Genomic DNA, 19,215 nt, shown 5'->3' with positions numbered 1-19,215 from the left:
TCATGCTGACGGACGCCGCGCTCACTGGGCTCGCCGAAACGCTCCGCAAGAGCCGCGGCATCGCCGCCAAGGCCGACATCGCGGCCGTTGCGGCGGCGCTCGACCTGTCGGGCGGCGACGCTATCGCGGTCGGGGACGACTGCGCGGCGATCCCGGAGGGCGACGGCTATACGCTGTTCGCCATCGAAGGTTTTATGAACGAGTTCGTAGCTGCCGATCCGTGGTTCGCGGGGTGGTGCGGCGCCATGGTCAACATCTCGGACGTCGCGGCGATGGGCGGACGACCGACGGCCATCGTCAATGCGATCTGGTCCAATGGTGCTGATCAGGCCGCACCTGTTCTGGAAGGATTGAAAGCTGCCGCGAAGACGTTCGGTGTGCCTGTTATCGGCGGCCACACCAATGTGCGCAGCAGCCAGAGTCAGTTTGCCGTCGCGATCCTCGGACGCGCCAGGCGACTTCTCACCAGCTTCGACGCCAGGCCCGGCGACAAGCTCGTTGCGGCGATCGATCTGCGCGGCCGCTACCGCGATCCGTTCGCGAACTGGGAGGCGGCGACCGATGCGCCCGCGGAACGGCTGCGCGGCGACCTCGAGATCCTGCCATCCATCGCCGAGGCTGATCTCGCGCTCGCGGCCAAGGATATCAGCCAGGGCGGTATTGTCGGGACCGCGGCGATGCTGGCGGAGTGCTCGAAGGTTGCCGTCACGCTGGATGTCGAGGCGATTCCGATTCCGACAGGTAGCCCGCTCGAACGCTGGCTGCTGACCTTCCCGAGCTTCGGCTATCTGCTGTCGGCGAAGCCCGAAAATGTGGATGAGATCCTGTCGCGCTTCCAACGGCGCGGCATCGCGGCGGCCGCGATCGGAGACGTCAGCGCCGGAACGAGCGTCGACATCAGCGCCGGCTCCGGTCGTGCAACGGTCTGGGACTTCGCCGCCCAGCCCCTGATCGGATGTGCGCCGGGGCAGGGCACTCGGCGGAGGAGAGTGGCATGAGCGGCGGCTCGTCCCAGCTTCGCATCGCGATCCTCACCCACTCGATCAATCCGCGAGGCGGCGTGGTGCACGCCCTCGCGCTCGCCGATGCGCTGGCCCATCTTGGACATCGGCCGGTGGTGCACGCTCCCGACCCGGCTGGCAAAGGCTTCTTCCGCCGCAGTGTCGCCGCGACGCGCTCGGTGCCCGCATCGCCTGTCACCGATAATATCGTCGCGATGGTCGAAACGCGCATCGCCGACTATGTCAGGTATTTCGACGATCCTGCGCATCGCCAGTTCGATGTCTTCCACGCCCAGGACGGCATTTCCGGCAATGCGCTCGCGACGCTGAAGCAGCGCGGCCTGATCCAGCGCTATCTCCGCACCGTTCATCACATCGATGCATTCGCCGACGAACGGCTCGGTGAATTCGACCGTCGCTCGATCGTCCACGCGGACGGCCTGTTTGTCGTCAGCCGGTTCTGGCAAGACCAGTTGAAGACCGAGCTGTCACGGTCCGCCGTGCTGGTCGGCAATGGCGTCGATACGGCACGTTATTCGGCCGCCCCGGCATCCGCCGACCGGGTCCTGACTGCGCGGCTCGGCCTTCGCGAAGGTCCGATCCTGCTCTCGATCGGCGGCGTCGAGCAGCGCAAGAACACGCTCGGCATTCTCGAGGCCTTCCGGCAGGTGCACGCCGTGCACAGGTCCGCCCAGCTCGTCATCGCCGGCGGCGCTTCGCTGCTGGATCATGGTCTTTACCGGCAACAGTTCAATTCGCGGCTGCGCGAGGCGGGACTTCCTGTTGATACCGTGATCGAGACCGGCCCGCTGCCGGATGCAGACATGCCGTCGCTGTTTCGGTTGGCTGATGTGCTGCTATTCCCGTCCTTGCGCGAAGGTTTTGGCCTCACCGTGCTCGAAGCGATGGCGAGTGGCGTGCCGGCGGTGGTGTCGCATATCGCGCCTTTCACCGAATATCTCGGCTCCGACGACGTCGCCTGGTGCGATCCGCATCACGCAGGCTCGATCGCGGACGCTACCCTCAGTGCGCTCGCCGAACCCCTGCGCTCGCGCCTGATCGCAAATGGCGCGAGGGTTGCCCGGCATCATGACTGGAGCCGCACCGCGATGGCGCACATGGCGACCTATCTGGAGATGCGCGAGGTGCACTATGCCTGAGATGCACTTCCACGTGCGCTGGCCCGATGAGCGGATCGAGGCCTGCTATTCGCCCTCGCTCGTCATCAGGGATCATTTCGCCGTCGGCGCGACCTACCCGCTCGACGAGTTTCGCGAACGCAGCCGCGTTGCACTGACGACCGCGGCCGAGCGCGTCCGTGAAAAGTACGGCTTTCTCTGCTCGCGTGCGCTCGCGCAACTCGCCCGGATCGAGGCGGCGGCGGCGCGGTTCGAGGCCACGCCGGGTGCTTCCGTCACCATCGTCTCGTTTGAAGACTAGCAGGAGCTGATGATGTCCGACCTTCACAACCACTATCCAGTCGTCGTGATCGGCGGCGGCCAGGCTGGCCTTGCCATGAGCGCGCAGCTCAAGGCGCGCGGCATCGCGCATGTCGTGCTGGAGAAAAATACCATCGCGCATTCCTGGAAAACGCAGCGGTGGGACGCCTTCTGCCTGGTGACGCCGAACTGGCAATGCCAGCTTCCCGGCTTTCCCTACGCCGGCAGCGATCCGCATGGCTTCATGCTGCGTGACGAGATCGTCTCGTACATCGAGGATTTCGCCAGACACATCGATGCGCCGGTCCGCGAGGGCGTTGCCGTGACGCGCCTCAGGCAATCCGGTCGCGGCTTCATGCTCGATACGACGTTAGGCGAGATCTCTGCCGACAGCGTCGTGCTGGCCGTCAGCGGATACCACGTTCCGAAGGTGCTGCCGTTTGCCGACCGGCTCGATCCTTCGGTGACGCAGATCCACTCGTCCGCCTACCGCAATCCGGATCAACTGCCGCCCGGCGAAATCTTCGTTGTGGGAAGCGGACAATCGGGCTGCCAGATCGCCGAAGACCTGCATCTGGCGGGCCGCAAGGTGCATCTTGCGGTCGGCAGCGCGCCGCGGTGCCCACGCTTCTATCGCGGCCGCGACGCGGTCGACTGGCTCGACGATCTCGGCCAGTATGACCTTCCCGTCGATAAGCATTCGCTGAAAGAGGGTGTCCGCAAGAACGCCAATCATTACCTGACCGGACGGGACGGAGGCCGCGACATTGACCTGCGCAAGTTCGCGCTCGAAGGCATGAAGCTCTACGGTCGCCTCAAGGACGGTCGCGGGACGCGCCTGCAGCTTGGAGATGATCTTCAGGTTAATCTCGACAATGCCGATCGGGTCTACAACGGCATCTGCCGAATGATCGACGAGCACATCGCAAGGAACAAAATCGCCGCACCCGTGACGCCTCACTATGAGCCCGTATGGTCTCCTACTGCGGTACCCACGGAGCTCGATCTCGCAGCGAGCGGCATCAGCAGCATCATCTGGACGACAGGATTCCGTTCCGACTGGTCCTGGGTCGACTTGCCGATGTTCGATGGCACGGGGTACCCAACCCACAAGCGGGGCGTGACGTCGGTCGACGGCGCCTATGTGGTCGGCCTGCCATGGCTCTACACCTGGGGCTCGGGCCGCTTCGTCGGCATCGGGCGTGATACAGAGTTCGTCGCAGACCACATCGAGGAGCGATCGAGTGCATCACATTCCGGCGCCTATCAGGCCGGCCAACGCGAGCAATATGCGGCGAGAGAAGCCGTGTAGCTGCGCGGCGAATCCTATGCTGCCGCCCGCGTAGATGCGTGCCGTCGGGCGCGTAGCAGAACACGCTGCGGCCGGCTGACGTCCAGATGTTGCCGTGGATGTCGACGCGGAAAGCTCCTCCTTGACGAAATGCCCGGGAGAGCCCGGGCATCGTGCATTTCCTGCTGTGTTGCTTTTACTGCGAGAGTTTCACGAAGTTCGGAAACTTCAGCTTGCCTTCGGCGATCTTCTCCGGCCAGACCACGACCTGCTTCTCGTCCTGCCACTGGAAGACCAGGCCTGTCACGAAGCCGGGGCCGGACTTGAGGCCGTGGGTGAACTCGTCGTCCTTGCCGTAGAACGCAATCTTGCCGATCGTGCCTTCGTAGTCGGTCTTCTCCAGTTCAGCGACCATCTTGTCGGGATCGGTCGATCCCGCGCGCTTGATCGCATCGGCGATGATGTAGACCTCGTCATAGGCGGTGTAGCCGGTATAGGCCGGCGGCTGACCGAACTTGGCCTTGAACGCCGCGGCGAACGGTTTTGTCTTGGAGGTCACGGCGACGTCGGGCGTCGCGACGGCCAGCGAGGGCACACCGTCGGCGGCGCCATTGGTGTCCTTCCAGAAGGTCGGGCTCAGCGCCTGCGCGCTGATACCGAACATCGGCACCGGCACCTGCTGGTTCTTCCACTGCACGGTCGGCTGCACGCCGACATGCGAGATGCCGGTCACGATCACATCAGGCTTCTTGCCTTCGATGTTGTTGAAGATCGGCGTGAAGTCGGTGGTATCAGGGGAGAAGCGGACGTGCTCGACGACCTTCAGGCCGGCCTTGGGCAGGCAGGCCTCGTAGCCGATATCAAGCGGTTTGGTCCAGGCGGCGTCCTCGCTCATGATCGCTACGGTCTTGAACTTGAGCTTGTCGACGAGGAGATCCTTGGCGGCATCGCAGACGAGCTGGGCTTGCGCGGCCGAGGTCAGATAGCCGTGGAAGGTGTACTTGTTTTTTTCATAGTCGTTGTGGATCGCCTTGGTGATCTCGTTTGAGGCGGCGCCGGGGGTGATCAGCGGCATCTTCAGCCGCGCCGCCCAGGGCTCAAGCGCCAGCACGACCTCGGAGATGTAGCTCGCGATCACGGCGGAGACCTTGTCCTCGCTCACCGCGCGCTGGAACGCGCGGACGGAGTCCGCCGAGGAGCTCTTGTTGTCATAGGTCACGATCTCGATCTTACGGCCGAAAATGCCGCCCTTGGCGTTGATCTCATCGGCGGCGATCTGCGCGCCGCCGGGCGTCGCCGCGCCTGCGATCGACTGCACCTCGGCGATGACGCCGATCTTGATCGGGTCATTCGACTGCGCGTAGGCGGGGGCGGCGAGGCACAGCGCCAGCGCAGAGGTGAAGAGGGCAGAGCTCAAGGTGCTCGATGATCGCATGGTCGTTTCCCTTTCGTTGTTTTCTTTGTTGATACGCGCGGCCTAGAGAAAATCGGCTCCGGCCTCCGAAGCGAAGCGGCCGGGATCGCCTTCCCAGACGATCCTGGCGTGCTCCAGCACATAGACGCGGTCGGCATGGGGGAGTGCGAAGGTCACGTTCTGCTCGCCGAGCAGCACCGTGATGGAGGTGGTCTGCCGCAGCTTTTCCAGCGCCTTGGAGAGCAACTCGAGGATGACCGGCGCAAGCCCCAGCGTCGGCTCGTCCAGGATCAGGATCTGCGGCTGCATCATCAGGGCGCGGCCGATCGCCAGCATCTGCTGCTCGCCGCCGGAGAGCGTCTGCGCCATCTGGCCCTGGCGCTCCTTCAGGATCGGAAACAGCTCGAACAGCCAGGCGAGCTGGGCGGCGCGCTTGTCGTCGTCAAGGTGCTGGCCGCCGAGATCGAGATTTTCCCGCACCGTCATCTCGCCGAACAGCTCGCGCGATTCCGGGCACTGCACGAGGCCGCTGCGCGCGATCTTGGCCGGGCTGGTGCCGCGCAGCTTTTCGCCGCCGCGGATGATCTCGCCGGTGTAAGGCAGGAAACCGGAAATGGTGTTGAACAGCGTGGTTTTGCCGGCGCCGTTGAGGCCGACGATGGAGACGAACTCACCCTCGTGGATGTGGATCGAGACGTTCTCCAGCGCCTGCGCCTTGCCGTAATGGACGCTGACATTCTCGACCTGGAGCAGCGGCACCTTGTCCTTGAAGCTGGTCTCCGGCCGGGCATGGGTCTCGATGGCGCCGCCGAGATAGACCCGGCGCACGGTCTCGTTTCGCATGACCTCGTCGGCCTTGCCGGTGACGATCTCCTCGCCGAGATACATCGCGAGCACGCGGTCGACCAGCGCCGCGACGCTCTTGACGTTGTGGTCGACCAGCATCACCGCGCGGCCGTCATCGCGAAAACTGCGGATCAGGTCGGAGAAGACGTCGACCTCGGCGCGCGTCAGGCCGGCGAAGGGCTCGTCGACCAGCACCACTTTCGGGTCACGCGCGATCGCCTTCGCGAGCTCCAGCCTGCGCAGATCGGCGAAGGGCAGCGTCGGCGGTCGGCGATTCATCACTGAGCCCAAGCCGACGCGGTCGGCGATCCATTTGGCGCGCTCGACCAGCGCCTTGTCTGGAAACAGCATGAACAGGCTGTCGGGCAAGAGCGCCACCATGATGTTCTCCAGCACGGTCTGCCGGTTCAGCGGCCGTGAGTGCTGGAACACCATGCCAAAACCCTTGCGCGCGATCTTGTGCGCGGGAAGGCCGGCGACATTCTCGCCCTCGAAGACCACCTCGCCTGCGGTCGGGCGCTCGATGCCCATCACGCTCTTCATCGCGGTGGATTTGCCCGAGCCGTTCGGCCCGATCAGGCCAAAAATCTCGCCGCCATTGACGTCGAAGCCGAGGTTCTTCACCGCGGTCAATCCGCCAAAGCGCTTGGTCAGGCCGCGGACTTCGAGCACGGGCCGGTTGGAAAGCCTCTGATCCATCACGAGCGAGCCTCGCGCGAGAGGGCCGCCCCTAGGAAGCCGCCGGGGAAGAACAGGACGACGAGGAGGGCCACCGCCGAGACGATGAAGGTCGCCAGCTCGCCCGTGGGGCGCAAAAACTCGCCGGCGACGATCAGGAAGATCGCACCCAGCGCCGCCCCAAGCACGGTGCGCCTTCCGCCGAGCACGGCCGAGACGATCACGTTGACGCCGACCGCGACGTCGACGACGGTGCCGACCGAGGCGGTGCCGAAATAGAACACCAGCAGCGCGCCTGAGAGCCCCGAGAAGAACGCGCTGACGATGAAGGCGGCGAGCTTGTGCTTGACGATGTTGAAGCCAAGCGCGCCGGCCTGCACCGGGTCCTGGCCGCTGGCCTGCAGCACGAGACCAACAGGGGACTGCGACAGGCCGTAGAGGATCGCCGCCGAGATCGTCATGAAGCCAAGCGCAATCCAGTAATTGGCGCCGGCATTGATGGTGATGACGTCGGGGATGGTGAGACCGATCTCCCCGCCGGTCAGGTCGGCAAACACGACGATGAAGTTCTGCAGCATCAACACCGCGACCAGCGTGGTCAGGCCGAAATACGGCCCGCGCACGCGCAGCGCCGGCAGCGCCAGCACGAGGCCGGCGATAACTGAGGCGAGCGCCCCGAGCACGATGCAGAGATAGACCGACCAGCCGAACTGGGCATTGAGGATACCGGCGGTGTAGGCGCCGACGCCGATCAGGAAGGTCGGCCCGAAATTCACTTCGCCCGCAAATCCGAAGAGCAGGTCCCAGGCCATCGCGAACACGCCGAAATAGAACGCGACGGTCAGAAGCCCGAGCACATAGCCGGACACGTAAAGCGGCAGCGTTGCCGCGATGATCACGAGCGCCAGCGAGACGAAGAACAGGCGCGAGGTCAGGAAACCAGCCATCTCAGCGCCTCCCCAGCAGGCCCTGCGGCCGGATGTACATGACGAAGACCAGCAGCAGCAGCGCCGGAATGGTGCGGTAAGCTGGCGAGACCAGATAGGCCGTCAGCGTTTCGAGATAACCGACCACGAAGGCCGCGATCAGCGAGCCGGAGACGCTGCCGAGACCGCCGAGCACGACGATCGAGAACGCGCTCGCGGTCAGCGGTCCCACGCTGTAGGAGCTGACGCCGAGGAACATGCCGAGCAGCACGCCGGCGATGCCGGCCAGAATGCCGTAGATGGCCCACACAACGATGTAGATGTTGGTGAGCTCGAGGCCCAGCAGCGTGACGCCGCGCGGGTTCATCGAGGCCGCCAGCACCGCCTTGCCGGTGCGGGTGCGGTTCACCAGGAGCCACAGCAAGGCGATGACGAGGCAGCACACGATAGCGGTGAAGATCTCGTTCTTCGGCGTGCGGACGCCGAGGATTTCGACCACGCCCTCGACGATCGGCAGCACTGTCTTGGCGTTGTTGGTGAAGAAATAGGCGATCAGCTCCTGGATCATGATGCCCCACAGCAGCGTTCCGGTGAGGACGAAGATCTCCTTCTCCTCATTGGGGATGCGCCGCGAGTCCTGGATGGGCTTCACCACCGCGAAGTAGGTGGCGAATGCCGTGAGGAGCGCGACGGCGACGCCGATCAGCGCGCCGGCATAGGTGCCGACATTGAGCACGCTCGCGGCGGCCCAGGCCGCCACCGCTGCCGCCACCATGATGGCACCGTGGGAGAGATTGAGGACGCCGGAAACGCCGAAGATCAACGTGAAGCCGGTGGCACCGAGAGCGTAGAGCGCGCTGATGGCAAAGCCATCGATCAGGATCTGGAAAGCTCGCATTGATGGTTGGCAATCTGCTCTATGACTGGCAGGCGGGCTGCCGCTATGAGGGAAGGTGCAGGGCCGCAAGTGGAAGCTCCCGGGAGGTGGGCCCGGGAGCTGCTCCGATCAGTTGCTGAGCTTGATGAAGCTCGGGAACTTGATGTCGACCTTGGCGACGTCCTTGGGCCAGACCGCGCTCTGCTTGCCGTCCTGCCATTGCAGCATCAGGCCGGTGATCAGGCCCTTGCCGTATTTGATCGAGTGCGTGAACGGATCGTCCTTGCCGTAGAACTGGACGCGGCCGATCGTGCCTTCCCAGTCGGTCTTCTCCAGCGCATCGACCAGTCTGTCGGCCTCAGTCGAGCCCGCGCGCTTCACGGCATCGGCGATGTAATAGACCTCGTCATAGGCGGTGTAGCCGGCATAGGATGGATAGTTGCCGAACTTCTTCTTGAAGTTTTCCGCGAACGGCACCGACTTCGGCGTCACCGCGACGCCGGGGCCCGAGACGCCCTGATAGAGCACGCCTTCGGCGGCCTGGTTGGTGTCCTTGCCGAAGGTCTCGTTGGTGGCCTGCGAGGAGATGCCGAACATCGGGATCGGCACCTGCTGGTTCTTCCACTGCACCGTCGGCTGCACGCCGACATGGGAGATACCGGTGATGATCACGTCGGGCTTGGCGCCCTCGATCTTGTTGAAGATCGGGGTGAAGTCGGTGGTATCAGGCGAGAAGCGGATGTGGTCGAGCACCTTCAGCCCGACCTTAGGCAGGCATTCCTCGTAGCCGACGTCAAGCGGCTTGGTCCAGGCAGCGTCCTCGCTCATGATGACGGCCGTCTTCATGTGCAGCTTGTCGACGAGCAGGTCCTTGGCGCCGTCGCAAACCGAGAGCGCGAGCGCCGCCGAGGTCAGATAGCCGTGGAAGGTGTACTTGTTCTTCTCGTAATCGGCGTGGACGCTCTTGCTGATCTCGTTGGAGGCCGCACCCGGCGTTACGAACGGCGTCTTCAGTCGGGATGCCCATGGCTCCAGCGCCAGCACGACCTCGCTGATGTAACTGGCGATGACGACGTTGACCTTGTCCTCGTTCACCGCGCGCTGGAAGGCGCGTACCGAATCTGCCGAGGAGGAGTGATTGTCGTAACCGATGATCTCGATCTTGCGGCCATCGACGCCGCCGCTGGCGTTGATCTCGTCGGCGGCGAGCTGCGCCGCCTGCGGGATCGATGCGCCGGCGATGGCCTGCGCTTCCGCGATCACGCCGATCTTGATTGGATCGGCCGCAAAGGCCGCATTTGAGGCTGCTAACACCACGCTCGCCGCGGCCGCACCAAACGCACTTCGCAATGCACCAGAGAGTGCTTTATTCATATTGTTCTCTCCCTTTGAACCAAGCTTCTTTGAGCTATTGGGGCGCGACTATAACGTCGAGAGCATCCTCGGCAAGTGAAACTGTATTCAGGGGTGTACGAAGGGGACTAAAGTCTAGCTGCGTAAATATCGGGCACGGCAGGGCGCTATTCCGCATGCAGGCATGCAGATTTCGTCGATGGGCATGCGTGGCAACGCTGCTGCTCAGTCGTAGCCCGCATGCAGCGAAGCGCAATCCGGGGCCTTCGTTGCCGCGCGTGCAGACCCCGGATTTCGCTTTGTCCCATCCGGGCTACAAGAACAGAGAGTAGCCTGCCGCTAACCTAGCTCGAATAGCCCCGTTCCAGCGCATGTCGCTGCCGGTAGCGGTCCAGCGCCAGATGGACGAGGCGCGTCAGCAGCTCGTCATATGGCACGCCAGAGGCTTCCATCATCTTCGGATACATGCTGATCGACGTGAAGCCGGGCAGGGTGTTGATCTCATTGAAGCAGAATTCGCCGGTTTTCCGATCGAGGAAGAAATCGACGCGCGCGAGGTCGCTGCATTCGAGTGCCGCGAACACCTGCACCGCCAGCGCGCGCACGCGTTCCATCTGGGCGGCATCGAGCCTTGCCGGAAGATCGACGCGCGCGCCGTCGGGGTCGAGATATTTGGCCTCGTAGGAATAGAATTCGTGATGGGCGTTGGGATTAAGCTCGCTGGCGACGCTCGCAAACAGCGTCTCGCCCTCGAGCACGGCGACCTCGATCTCGCGGGCATCGATGCCCTGTTCGACCAGCACCTTGAGATCGTAGCGAAACGCATCGTCGAGCGCGGGCCCGAGCGCATCGGAGGTCTTGACCTTGTGAATGCCGACGCTGGAGCCCATGTTGCACGGCTTGACGAACACCGGAAGATTCAGGCCCTCGATCGCCTTGGCGAGAGCTGCCGCGCGATCCGCGGCGAAGGCCTTGCGGGTGAGCACGCGATAGGGCGCGACCGGCACGCCGGCGAATTGTGCAAGCCGCTTGGCGACATCCTTGTCCATGCTGACGGCGGAGGCGAGAACGCCGGACCCGACATAGGCGACCTCCGCGAGCTCCAGAAGACCCTGCACGGTGCCGTCCTCGCACAGGGGGCCGTGCATGACCGGAAACACGACGTCGATCGCGATCGGGCCGCTTGCACCGTCAACAACCGGCATGAGAACGCCGCGTCCGTCAATGCCTCTGGCGAGCCGCATCTCCGGCGCATCGGGCAGGATCGGCAACGACGCCTGTGCCGGATCGATCGCAGCCAGATCGTTCCATTGCCAGCGGCCCGTCTTGTCGATGGAAACAGGGATCACCTCAAAGCGCGAACGGTCGAGATGACGGAGCACGGAGGCCGCCGATTTCAGCGAGACCTCGTGCTCGCCGGATCTGCCGCCATAGAGAACCACGACGCGAATTTTGTCTGCCATGGCTCAATTATCACGCGCTTTGCCCGGAAGTCACGTGCTGCCTGCGAAGCAGGATGCGCAAAGCATGAATTCGCCGGCGGGGCTCTTCGCTTGCCTTCAACTTCTGTCGATCACCCAGCGATTGACGGCCTGATGAAAGTTGAGCGGGCCGGGGACGGTCATGTGCGTCTTGACGTACTTGAAGCCCGCCTTTTGGAGGGTTCGGTTCGGAGCCACATTGAACGCGTTGGGCTCACAGAAGAGCTGCTTCAGCTTGAGGGTCTGGAAATAGAGTTCGACGGTCTGCCTGACGCAGGCGACGCCGATACCTTGCTTTCGTTGCGAGGCTTCGATGACGTGAAGATGCATATTGGCCTGCTGGCCAACACGGATCTTGTCAGCGGTCGAGAATCCGACCAGCTGGTCATGGTTAAGCCAGCTCACCAGGAAGCCGCCTCTCTGCTCGATCGGCTGGTCGAACATCTGCGCGTAGAGCCGCTGCCAATGCGATGCCTGTGGCAGTCGGGACGGATCGACGCCGAGCATCTCCAAATGCTCTGGCGTCGCTGAGTGAAAATATTCGATGATCATCGCAGTTTCCTGCAGGGTCATGGGACGAACGGTGATGGTCATGTGCCTGTCCTCGTGAAGAATCGGATTCATGTTCGAGGCGCCAGCGGGCAGGCTGGCGCCTCGTCCAATTCAGCTCGCATGTGCTCAGCCCGGCCCCGCGCCTTGCGTGGCGGTGTACACCGCATAGAGCGACTGGCTCGCGGCCATGAACAGGCGGTTGCGCTTGGGACCGCCGAAGGTGATGTTGCCGCAGACTTCAGGCAGGCGAATGCGGCCGAGCAGCTTGCCGTCCGGCGACCACACCGTCACGCCGTTGTAGCCAACCGCGCGGCCGGCATTGCTGGAGGCCCAGACATTGCCGTTGACGTCGCAGCGCACGCCATCGGGCCCGCACTTGATGCCGTCGATCATGAAGTCGCTGAACCTCTTTTGGTTCGATAGCTTGTTGTCGCTGCCGACGTCGAACACGAAGACTTCGCCCTTGCCGCCGGGGCCGGTGTCGCCCGGTCCCTTGCCGGTCGAGACGACGTAGAGCTTCTTGTAGTCCGGCGAGAAGCACAGGCCGTTGGGATCCGGCACCTGCTCCTCGGTGACGACGAGATCGACGCGGCCAGAAGGATCGATGCGATAGCAATTGGTCGGCAGCTCGCGCTTGCTCGGCGCGAAGCCTGCCGGCTGTCCGATCTTCGGATTGAGCTTGCCGCCCGTATTGCTCGGCCCGCCCGCTGCGTCGGGCTCGCCTTCATAGAGCTGGCCGCCATAGGGCGGATCGGTGAACCAGTAGCTGCCGTCGGGATGGGCGACGACGTCGTTCGGCGAGTTCAGCTTCTTGCCATTGTAGCTGTCGCAGAGGATCGTGGCGGTGCCGTCGTTCTCGTAGCGCGTGACCCGTCGGGTCAGATGCTCGCAGGAGAGCTGGCGACCCTGGAAGTCGAACGAGTTGCCATTGCTGTAGTTCGAGGGCGTCCGGAACACGCTGACGTGGCCATCATCCTCGCTCCAGCGCATCTGCCGGTTGTTGGGGATGTCGCTCCAGAGCAGATAGCGGCCCTGCGCGCTCCAGGCCGGCCCTTCCGCCCACAACACGCCGGTGTAGAGCCGTTTGATCGCGGTGTTGGGCTGCGCGAGATCGTTGAAGGAGGGATCGACCGCGATGATGTCGGGATCCCAGAAATAGGTGGTGGGCGCGCCGCGAGGGCTGAAGTCGCGCGGCGGTGTGGTGACCGTCGTCGGTGGGGCGGCGGGTCCGGTCTGTGCCAGCGCGGTGCCGGTTCCGGCCAGCGTCGCCGCGGCCCCGAGCGCAAGCCCCTGCACCAGCGTCCGTCGTGAAAGCGCAGCATCCTGTTCACGCTGCTGTTGGCGTGTCATTCGCGTCCTCCCGGATCATGTTCGGCTGGCCGGTTGATCCGGCCGAGCAAGTGCGAGGTTAGCCCCATTCACTTTCGGTTGCGAGAGCCGCGAATGCAATTTAACGCGCAACTAAAGCGAGCAATTGTGAAGCTGCCGACTTTTCTTGCGCCGCGTTTTGGTCCAGCATTCGAAACAGGGATGGGACAAGAAACGGTGGCGGCTTCGACCAGAAACACCTGGAAGGGACAGTCCTGACGGTGCAAAGCTGATCGATTGGTTGCGCACTCTCCTGACGGCTCGCCGGCGACCGCGATGGCCAATGCATGCCAGATCATGGCCAAGCCGGTAAGCCATATTGCCGCCGGATTTTTTCCCATTCCGCGCGGGACGCATCGTGTCTCCGAGCGGCGCAACGCAACAATTCGCGCGCCCTCGCGGCCCCATTTTGGGCTTCGTCAAGCCTTGACGCTGCCCCGATCGCTGCCCAAAAAACTGGGAGGAAAGGGCCGCAGCTGATGGTGCAAGGTGTCATTACGTTGATCGTGTTGCTCGGGATCGCGTATGCGGCCGGCTATATCACGCGCGATGTCCAGTCCCGCAGACGGCGGGCCGAGGTTCGCCGCTCGGGCGGCTATACGCAGCCGGGCTGGCTCAGCCCCGCCGTCCCCGCCAACACCAACGAGACCCCCGCCCTCGGTGAGCTCGGTCAGATGCTGAATCGTTGGGAAAGCAGGGCCCGCTTGCGCCGAGCGGGATGACTGGCGTCTATGTCTGAGCCACGAGCGTCTTTGCCGCGGTCGCCTTGCGCGTCTTGCCGACCGCCGATATCGATGCCGCCTTGCGTTCTGCCTTGTTTTCCTCCCGCAGCAGATCGATGAAGGCACGAAGCCCGGCGGTCATGTGGCGGTGCCGGGGATAGTAAAGGCGCAGGCCGGGGAATGGCGGCGTCCAGTCGTCCAGCACGGCTTGCAACGCTCCATCGGCGATGTGCTTCGCCACCCAGAAATCACTGACGAACGCGAGGCCCAACCCGTCGAGCGCAGCTTCGACCATCAGCCCGTCATTGTCGAGCGTAAGTCTGCCCGGCACGTCCAAGGTGATCTCCTCCCCGCGCTTCTCGAACTCCCAGTGATAGAGCTTGCCACCCGGCATCCGCCTGCGGATGCAGGCGTGATTGAGAAGATCAGATGGCGATTTGGGCAATGGATTGCGCGCGAAATAATCCGGTGCGCCCACGACGAGGAAACGTGACGCCGGACCGCAGGCGATGGACACCATATCTTGGGGCACGGCTTCGGCCAGCCGAATGCCGGCGTCGAATCCTTCCGCAACGATGTCGATGTGGCGCCCCTCCAGCACCAGCTCGACGTTCATGTCGGGATAGCGCCGCAGGAACTTGCCGACGACCGGACGGAAGATCTGGTGCGCGGCGCGCTCTTTCAGATTGATGCGAAGCGTTCCCGTCGGCGTGTCGCGAAATGCGTTCACGTCTTCCATCGCGCCGGCGATCTCGCGCAACGCGGGACTGATCCGTGCCAGGAACCGCTCACCCGCTTCCGACAACGACACGCTGCGCGTGGTGCGATTGATGAGGCGGACGCCGAGCCGTTTTTCGAGTACGGCGATCGCATGGCTCAGGGCCGAGGGCGAAATACCGAGCTCGGTCGCAGCCGCGCGAAAACTGCGATGGGCCGAAATCGCGGCAACGGCATTCAGCTCGAACAGACCGGTGTGAAGCATTGTGCGATATTTTGCATCAGGTCGTGCCATTTTATGCCGATTATTGCATTAATCAACCCGCCTATATTGGGCCCACAAACGTGACCCGAAAGGCTTCTCACATGGCAAAGACCTTCCTCATCACCGGCGTGTCCTCCGGCTTCGGCCGGGCATTGGCGGAGGCGGCGCTAAGCGACGGACACAGCGTCGTTGGCACCGTGCGCAAGGACGCCGACCGGCAGAGCTTCGAAGCGTTCGGTCACGGCGCGCACGCGGTGCTCCTGGACATCACCGAGACCGGCGCGATCGCCCCTGCGGTGGCCGACATCGAAAGCAGGATCGGGGCGATCGACGTTCTCGTGAACAACGCCGGCTATGGCCATGAGGGCATCCTGGAAGAATCGTCGATCGACGATTTGCGGCGGCAGTTCGAGGTCAACGTGTTTGGCGCCGTGGCGATGATCCAGGCCGTGCTGCCTTTCATGCGCAAGCGCCATGCCGGACATATTCTGAACATCACGTCAATGGGCGGGATCATGACGCTGCCGGGCTTGAGCTATTACCACGGCAGCAAGTTTGCGCTGGAAGGGATCTCCGAATCCCTCGGCAAGGAAGTCAGGGAGCTAGGCATCAGGGTGACAGCGGTCGAGCCCGGCAGCTTCCGCACCGACTGGGCCGGGCGATCGATGGTGAGGGCAGCACGAGCGATCGGAGATTACGACACGATCATCGATCCGATCCGCAAACGGCGCATGGAGCTGAGCGGCAAGCAGCTCGGCGATCCCGCGAAGGCCGCGCAAGCGATGTTGAAAGTCGCATTGTCGGCGGATCCGCCGACACATCTGCTGCTCGGCAGCGACGCCGTGCGGCTGGTGGATGACAAGCTGATCTCGCTGCAGGCCGAGTTCGAGGCATGGAAAGCCGTTTCGCTTTCCACCGATGCCGAAGCGTGATGGCGTGCCGACGCCAGGTCGGTTTCGCACGCCGTCAATGACATGGCTATTCGGCCGGCGCTGGTGGTTGGCCCCAATCATGTCAGCCGTGCTGACCATCTTTTGGCGTTGCAGTTGCGGCCGTTTCTCGTCTAGAAACGACTTTACCGAGCCTCCCGGCAACCAACCGTCAACGGTTTTGACCGAGGATTTGGGGCTCAAAAGGGTCTGGCAATGCTGATTCGCGGCCAAATCGATGGGATTTCGGGGGAGGTGGCTTTGGCCGCCGCCACGATCCCGGCCGGGCTGCCCACCCTCCTTCTTGGCGGGCTTCTTCTTACTTGCCCCTGAGGGCCGGCTGGGCGACACGCGCCTGGGCACTCAGGGGTTGGTCGAGATCATCGGACACCTCAAGCGCCCACCGGACTGACGGCGCAAAAGCTCAAAAGGAAATTTGATAATGGCCCCCGCGAACAAGTCCGATAAGGACCGCGTCATCATTTTCGACACCACCTTGCGCGACGGCGAGCAGTGCCCCGGCGCCACCATGACCTTCGAGGAGAAGCTCGAGGTCGCCGAGCTGCTCGACGATATGGGCGTCGACGTCATCGAGGCCGGTTTCCCGATCACCTCCGAGGGCGACTTCCAGGCGGTGAGCGAGATCGCCCGCCGCTCCAAGAACGCGGTCATCGCCGGCCTGTCGCGCGCCCACCCCGCCGACATCGACCGCTGCGCTGAAGCCGTGAAATTTGCCAAGCGTGGCCGTGTCCACACCGTGATCGCGACCTCGCCGCTGCACATGCGGGTGAAGCTGAACAAGACCCCGGAGCAGGTGATCGAGACCTCGGTCGCGATGGTCGCGCGCGCGCGCAACCAGATCGACGACGTCGAATGGTCGGCCGAGGACGGCACCCGCAGCGAGATGGACTTCCTCTGCCGCATCGTCGAAGCCGTCATCAAGGCCGGCGCCACCACGGTGAACATTCCCGATACCGTCGGCTACACGGTGCCGGAGGAGTACACCCACTTCATGAAGACGCTGATCGAACGCGTGCCGAACTCGGACAAGGCGATCTTCTCCGTGCATTGCCATAACGATCTCGGCATGGCCGTTGCCAACTCGCTGGCCGGCATCGTCGGCGGCGCGCGTCAGGTCGAGTGCACCATCAACGGCATCGGCGAGCGCGCCGGCAACGCTGCACTGGAAGAGATCGTGATGGCGATCAACGTGCGCAACGACAAATTCCCTTACTGGAACAAGATCGACACCACGCAGCTGACCCGTGCCTCGAAGCTGGTGTCGGCGGCGACCTCGTTTCCCGTCCAGTACAACAAGGCCATTGTCGGCCGGAATGCGTTCGCGCATGAGAGCGGCATCCACCAGGACGGCGTGCTGAAGGACGCCTCCACGTACGAGATCATGCGGCCCGAAATGGTTGGCCTGAAGCAGTCCTCGCTGGTGCTGGGCAAGCATTCCGGCCGCCATGCCTTCGTGCACAAGCTGGAGGAGATGGGCTACAAGCTCGGCCCGAACCAGCTGGAAGATGCGTTCACGCGGATGAAGGCGCTGGCCGACCGCAAGAAGGACATCTACGACGAGGACATCGAGGCGCTGGTCGACGAGGAGATGGCGGCCTCGCACGACCGCATCAAGCTGACCTCGCTGACCGTGATCGCCGGCACCCATGGCCCGCAGCGCGCGACCATGAAGCTCGACGTCGACGGCCAGATCAGGATCGAGGAAGCCGAAGGCAACGGCCCAGTGGACGCGGTGTTCAACTGCATCAAGCGCTTGGTGCCGCACGAGGCCAAGCTCGAGCTGTATCAGGTCCATGCGGTCACCGAGGGCACCGACGCGCAGGCCGAGGTGTCGGTGCGCCTGTCGCAGGACGGCCGTTCGATGACGGCCCGCGCGGCGGATCCGGATACGCTGGTGGCGTCCGCCAAGGCGTATCTCGGCGCGCTCAACAAGATCGTCATGAAGCGCCAGCGCGACACCGTGACGACGGCCGCGGCAAGCTGACGTTTACGCTGCCGCACGTTGGCTTCGCCTCTCCCGCTTGCGGGAGAGGCCGACACGCCCGGGCGATGCGAAGCATCGCCCCACGCGTGGCGGGTGAGGGTTCTTTCCACATAGGGACTTGTCCCGTTACGGACAGACCCTCTCCCGCAAGCGGGGAGAGGGAGCGCAGCAGTGCTTGCGCCATTCATCATGAATAGCTGCCCTGCTAACGGCCAATAGCGGCTCAATGCGCGAGCCGCTATTGATGCTGCCGGATCAAGATCGGCCGCCTCCGCGCGGCCCAAATAACAACAGGGAGAGACTATGCGCACCTTCGCGATCGCGGCGTCCGTGGCGGTGTTGGCTTTGGGCCTTGCCGGCCCCGCCAGCGCCGACCCGATCATCATCAAGTTCAGCCACGTGGTCGCGACCGACACGCCGAAGGGCAAGGCGTCCGAAAAATTCAAGGAGCTCGCCGAGAAGTACACGAACGGCAAGGTCAAGGTCGAGGTCTACCCGAACTCGACGCTGTACAAGGACAAGGAAGAGCTCGAGGCACTCCAGCTCGGCAGCGTGCAGATGCTGGCGCCGTCCAACTCGAAATTCGGGCCGCTCGGCATCCGCGAATTCGAGGTGTTCGATCTGCCCTATATCCTGCCCGATCTGAAGACGCTGCGGAAGGTGACGGAAGGCCCGTTAGGGGCCAAGCTGCTCAAGCTGCTGGAGCCGAAAGGCATCACCGGCCTTGCCTATTGGGACAACGGCTTCAAGCAGATGAGCGCCAACAAGAAGCTGATCACGCCGGCGGACTATCAGGGAGTCAAGTTCCGCATCCAGTCCTCGCGGGTGCTGCAGGCCCAGTTCAAGGCGCTCGGCTCGTTGCCGCAGGTGATGGCGTTCTCGGAAGTCTACCAGGCGCTGCAGACCGGCGTCGTCGACGGCCAGGAGAACACCTGGTCCAACATCTATACCCAGAAGATGCACGAGGTGCAGAAGTACATCACCGAGACCAATCACGGTTACATCGGCTACGTCGTGATCGTGAACAAGAAGTTCTGGGACGATCTGCCGGCCGACATCCGCGAGCATCTGTCGAAGGCGATGAAGGAAGCGACCGACTTCAACAACGCGCAGTCGCAGAAGGAAAACGACGACGCGCTCGCCGAGATCAAGAAGAGCGGCAAGAGCGAGATCATCAAGCTGACGAGCGAGCAGGACGAGGCGATGCGCAAGGCGATGGAGCCGGTCTACAAGGACGCCGCAAGCCGGGTCGGCCAGCCGCTGATCGACGAATTCCAGAAGGAAGCGAAGAGCACGACCAACTAAGCCAAGCGCAGGATGGGTGAAGCAGAGGACTTCCGTGCCGCGGCGC

Annotated in this window: 17 protein-coding genes and 1 pseudogene; 8 read left to right on the top strand and 10 right to left on the bottom strand. The window is 63.6% G+C overall.

Annotated features, from left to right (window positions below; genetic code table 11):
- Positions 1–2 precede the first annotated feature (2 nt).
- The 4 genes from G8O24_RS16145 to G8O24_RS16130 are packed head-to-tail and all read left to right on the top strand — an operon-like array spanning position 3 to position 3,752.
- The gene (locus G8O24_RS16145; protein WP_188100867.1) at positions 3–998 is read left to right on the top strand and encodes a sll0787 family AIR synthase-like protein; all 996 of its coding nucleotides are present in this window, start codon (positions 3–5) and stop codon (positions 996–998) included.
- Positions 995–2,161: an MSMEG_0565 family glycosyltransferase gene (locus G8O24_RS16140; protein ID WP_188100865.1), complete on the top strand. Its 1,167-nt coding sequence runs from the start codon at positions 995–997 to the stop codon at positions 2,159–2,161. The genes G8O24_RS16145 and G8O24_RS16140 overlap by 4 nt, the downstream gene beginning before the upstream one ends.
- Positions 2,154–2,441, top strand: a complete 288-nt coding sequence (locus G8O24_RS16135) for an MSMEG_0570 family nitrogen starvation response protein (protein ID WP_188100863.1) — start codon at positions 2,154–2,156, stop codon at positions 2,439–2,441. Before G8O24_RS16140 ends, G8O24_RS16135 begins: the two co-directional genes overlap by 8 nt.
- 12 nt (positions 2,442–2,453) lie before the next feature.
- Complete coding sequence (locus G8O24_RS16130; protein WP_188100861.1) at positions 2,454–3,752, top strand: MSMEG_0569 family flavin-dependent oxidoreductase; 1,299 nt, start codon at positions 2,454–2,456, stop codon at positions 3,750–3,752.
- A 175-nt stretch (positions 3,753–3,927) separates the two neighbouring features.
- On the opposite strand, the gene G8O24_RS16125 is transcribed toward G8O24_RS16130, so the two are convergent.
- The 8 genes from G8O24_RS16125 to G8O24_RS16090 all read right to left on the bottom strand — a co-directional run bounded on the left by G8O24_RS16125 (position 3,928) and on the right by G8O24_RS16090 (position 13,208).
- Positions 3,928–5,166, bottom strand: a complete 1,239-nt coding sequence (locus G8O24_RS16125; RefSeq protein ID WP_188100860.1) for an ABC transporter substrate-binding protein — start codon at positions 5,164–5,166, stop codon at positions 3,928–3,930.
- A 42-nt stretch (positions 5,167–5,208) separates the two neighbouring features.
- The gene (locus G8O24_RS16120) at positions 5,209–6,690 is read right to left on the bottom strand and encodes an ATP-binding cassette domain-containing protein (RefSeq protein ID WP_188100858.1); all 1,482 of its coding nucleotides are present in this window, start codon (positions 6,688–6,690) and stop codon (positions 5,209–5,211) included.
- Positions 6,690–7,616: a branched-chain amino acid ABC transporter permease gene (locus G8O24_RS16115; protein ID WP_188100856.1), complete on the bottom strand. Its 927-nt coding sequence runs from the start codon at positions 7,614–7,616 to the stop codon at positions 6,690–6,692. The genes G8O24_RS16120 and G8O24_RS16115 overlap by 1 nt, the downstream gene beginning before the upstream one ends.
- A 1-nt stretch (position 7,617) precedes the next feature.
- Positions 7,618–8,493 (bottom strand): branched-chain amino acid ABC transporter permease, encoded by an 876-nt coding sequence (locus G8O24_RS16110; protein ID WP_188100854.1) that lies wholly within the window; start codon positions 8,491–8,493, stop codon positions 7,618–7,620.
- Positions 8,494–8,601: 108 nt separating this feature from the next.
- Complete coding sequence (locus tag G8O24_RS16105) at positions 8,602–9,846, bottom strand: ABC transporter substrate-binding protein (RefSeq protein WP_188100852.1); 1,245 nt, start codon at positions 9,844–9,846, stop codon at positions 8,602–8,604.
- Between the two features lie 323 nt (positions 9,847–10,169).
- Positions 10,170–11,288, bottom strand: coding sequence for a D-alanine--D-alanine ligase family protein (locus tag G8O24_RS16100; RefSeq protein WP_188100851.1), 1,119 nt, complete (start codon positions 11,286–11,288; stop codon positions 10,170–10,172).
- A 96-nt stretch (positions 11,289–11,384) separates the two neighbouring features.
- The gene (locus G8O24_RS16095; protein WP_188100849.1) at positions 11,385–11,900 is read right to left on the bottom strand and encodes a GNAT family N-acetyltransferase; all 516 of its coding nucleotides are present in this window, start codon (positions 11,898–11,900) and stop codon (positions 11,385–11,387) included.
- 84 nt (positions 11,901–11,984) lie between these two features.
- The gene (locus G8O24_RS16090; protein ID WP_188100847.1) at positions 11,985–13,208 is read right to left on the bottom strand and encodes an SMP-30/gluconolactonase/LRE family protein; all 1,224 of its coding nucleotides are present in this window, start codon (positions 13,206–13,208) and stop codon (positions 11,985–11,987) included.
- Positions 13,209–13,708: 500 nt separating this feature from the next.
- Here G8O24_RS16090 and G8O24_RS16085 point away from each other — a divergent pair, with 500 nt between their 5' ends.
- Complete coding sequence (locus G8O24_RS16085; protein ID WP_188101041.1) at positions 13,709–13,948, top strand: hypothetical protein; 240 nt, start codon at positions 13,709–13,711, stop codon at positions 13,946–13,948.
- A 7-nt stretch (positions 13,949–13,955) separates the two neighbouring features.
- Here G8O24_RS16085 and G8O24_RS16080 read toward each other — a convergent pair whose 3' ends face one another.
- Together G8O24_RS16080 and G8O24_RS45410 are read right to left on the bottom strand one after the other, a co-directional pair.
- The gene (locus G8O24_RS16080) at positions 13,956–14,708 is read right to left on the bottom strand and encodes a LysR substrate-binding domain-containing protein (RefSeq protein WP_306666306.1); all 753 of its coding nucleotides are present in this window, start codon (positions 14,706–14,708) and stop codon (positions 13,956–13,958) included.
- Positions 14,709–14,747: 39 nt separating this feature from the next.
- Positions 14,748–14,930: pseudogene (locus G8O24_RS45410) on the bottom strand (helix-turn-helix domain-containing protein); the annotation flags it as partial.
- A gap of 101 nt (positions 14,931–15,031) precedes the next feature.
- Here G8O24_RS45410 and G8O24_RS16075 point away from each other — a divergent pair.
- From G8O24_RS16075 to G8O24_RS16065, 3 genes are all read left to right on the top strand, one after another.
- Complete coding sequence (locus tag G8O24_RS16075; protein WP_188100843.1) at positions 15,032–15,862, top strand: oxidoreductase; 831 nt, start codon at positions 15,032–15,034, stop codon at positions 15,860–15,862.
- Between the two features lie 439 nt (positions 15,863–16,301).
- Positions 16,302–17,864: a 2-isopropylmalate synthase gene (locus G8O24_RS16070; RefSeq protein WP_188100842.1), complete on the top strand. Its 1,563-nt coding sequence runs from the start codon at positions 16,302–16,304 to the stop codon at positions 17,862–17,864.
- 303 nt (positions 17,865–18,167) lie between these two features.
- A complete protein-coding gene (locus tag G8O24_RS16065) occupies positions 18,168–19,169 on the top strand; it encodes a TRAP transporter substrate-binding protein (RefSeq protein WP_188100840.1) in 1,002 nt (333 codons plus the stop codon).
- The last annotated feature ends 46 nt before the right edge of the window (positions 19,170–19,215 follow it).

Source organism: Bradyrhizobium campsiandrae, assembly GCF_014529705.1.
GTDB classification, from domain to species: domain Bacteria; phylum Pseudomonadota; class Alphaproteobacteria; order Rhizobiales; family Xanthobacteraceae; genus Bradyrhizobium; species Bradyrhizobium campsiandrae.
The sequence above is the reverse complement of the archived record's forward strand: the minus strand, read 5'-3'. Positions and strand labels throughout refer to the sequence as shown.

Coding starts and splice junctions, on each gene's coding strand:
- G8O24_RS16105 (WP_188100852.1), bottom strand. CDS start 9,846: ATGAATAAAGCACTCTCTGGTGCATTGCGAAGTGCGTTTGGTGCGGCC.
- G8O24_RS16115 (WP_188100856.1), bottom strand. CDS start 7,616: ATGGCTGGTTTCCTGACCTCGCGCCTGTTCTTCGTCTCGCTGGCGCTC.
- G8O24_RS16090 (WP_188100847.1), bottom strand. CDS start 13,208: ATGACACGCCAACAGCAGCGTGAACAGGATGCTGCGCTTTCACGACGG.
- G8O24_RS16070 (WP_188100842.1), top strand. CDS start 16,302: ATGGCCCCCGCGAACAAGTCCGATAAGGACCGCGTCATCATTTTCGAC.
- G8O24_RS16065 (WP_188100840.1), top strand. CDS start 18,168: ATGCGCACCTTCGCGATCGCGGCGTCCGTGGCGGTGTTGGCTTTGGGC.
- G8O24_RS16145 (WP_188100867.1), top strand. CDS start 3: ATGCTGACGGACGCCGCGCTCACTGGGCTCGCCGAAACGCTCCGCAAG.
- G8O24_RS16095 (WP_188100849.1), bottom strand. CDS start 11,900: ATGACCATCACCGTTCGTCCCATGACCCTGCAGGAAACTGCGATGATC.
- G8O24_RS16075 (WP_188100843.1), top strand. CDS start 15,032: ATGGCAAAGACCTTCCTCATCACCGGCGTGTCCTCCGGCTTCGGCCGG.
- G8O24_RS16110 (WP_188100854.1), bottom strand. CDS start 8,493: ATGCGAGCTTTCCAGATCCTGATCGATGGCTTTGCCATCAGCGCGCTC.
- G8O24_RS16120 (WP_188100858.1), bottom strand. CDS start 6,690: ATGGATCAGAGGCTTTCCAACCGGCCCGTGCTCGAAGTCCGCGGCCTG.
- G8O24_RS16140 (WP_188100865.1), top strand. CDS start 995: ATGAGCGGCGGCTCGTCCCAGCTTCGCATCGCGATCCTCACCCACTCG.
- G8O24_RS16135 (WP_188100863.1), top strand. CDS start 2,154: ATGCCTGAGATGCACTTCCACGTGCGCTGGCCCGATGAGCGGATCGAG.
- G8O24_RS16100 (WP_188100851.1), bottom strand. CDS start 11,288: ATGGCAGACAAAATTCGCGTCGTGGTTCTCTATGGCGGCAGATCCGGC.
- G8O24_RS16130 (WP_188100861.1), top strand. CDS start 2,454: ATGTCCGACCTTCACAACCACTATCCAGTCGTCGTGATCGGCGGCGGC.
- G8O24_RS16125 (WP_188100860.1), bottom strand. CDS start 5,166: ATGCGATCATCGAGCACCTTGAGCTCTGCCCTCTTCACCTCTGCGCTG.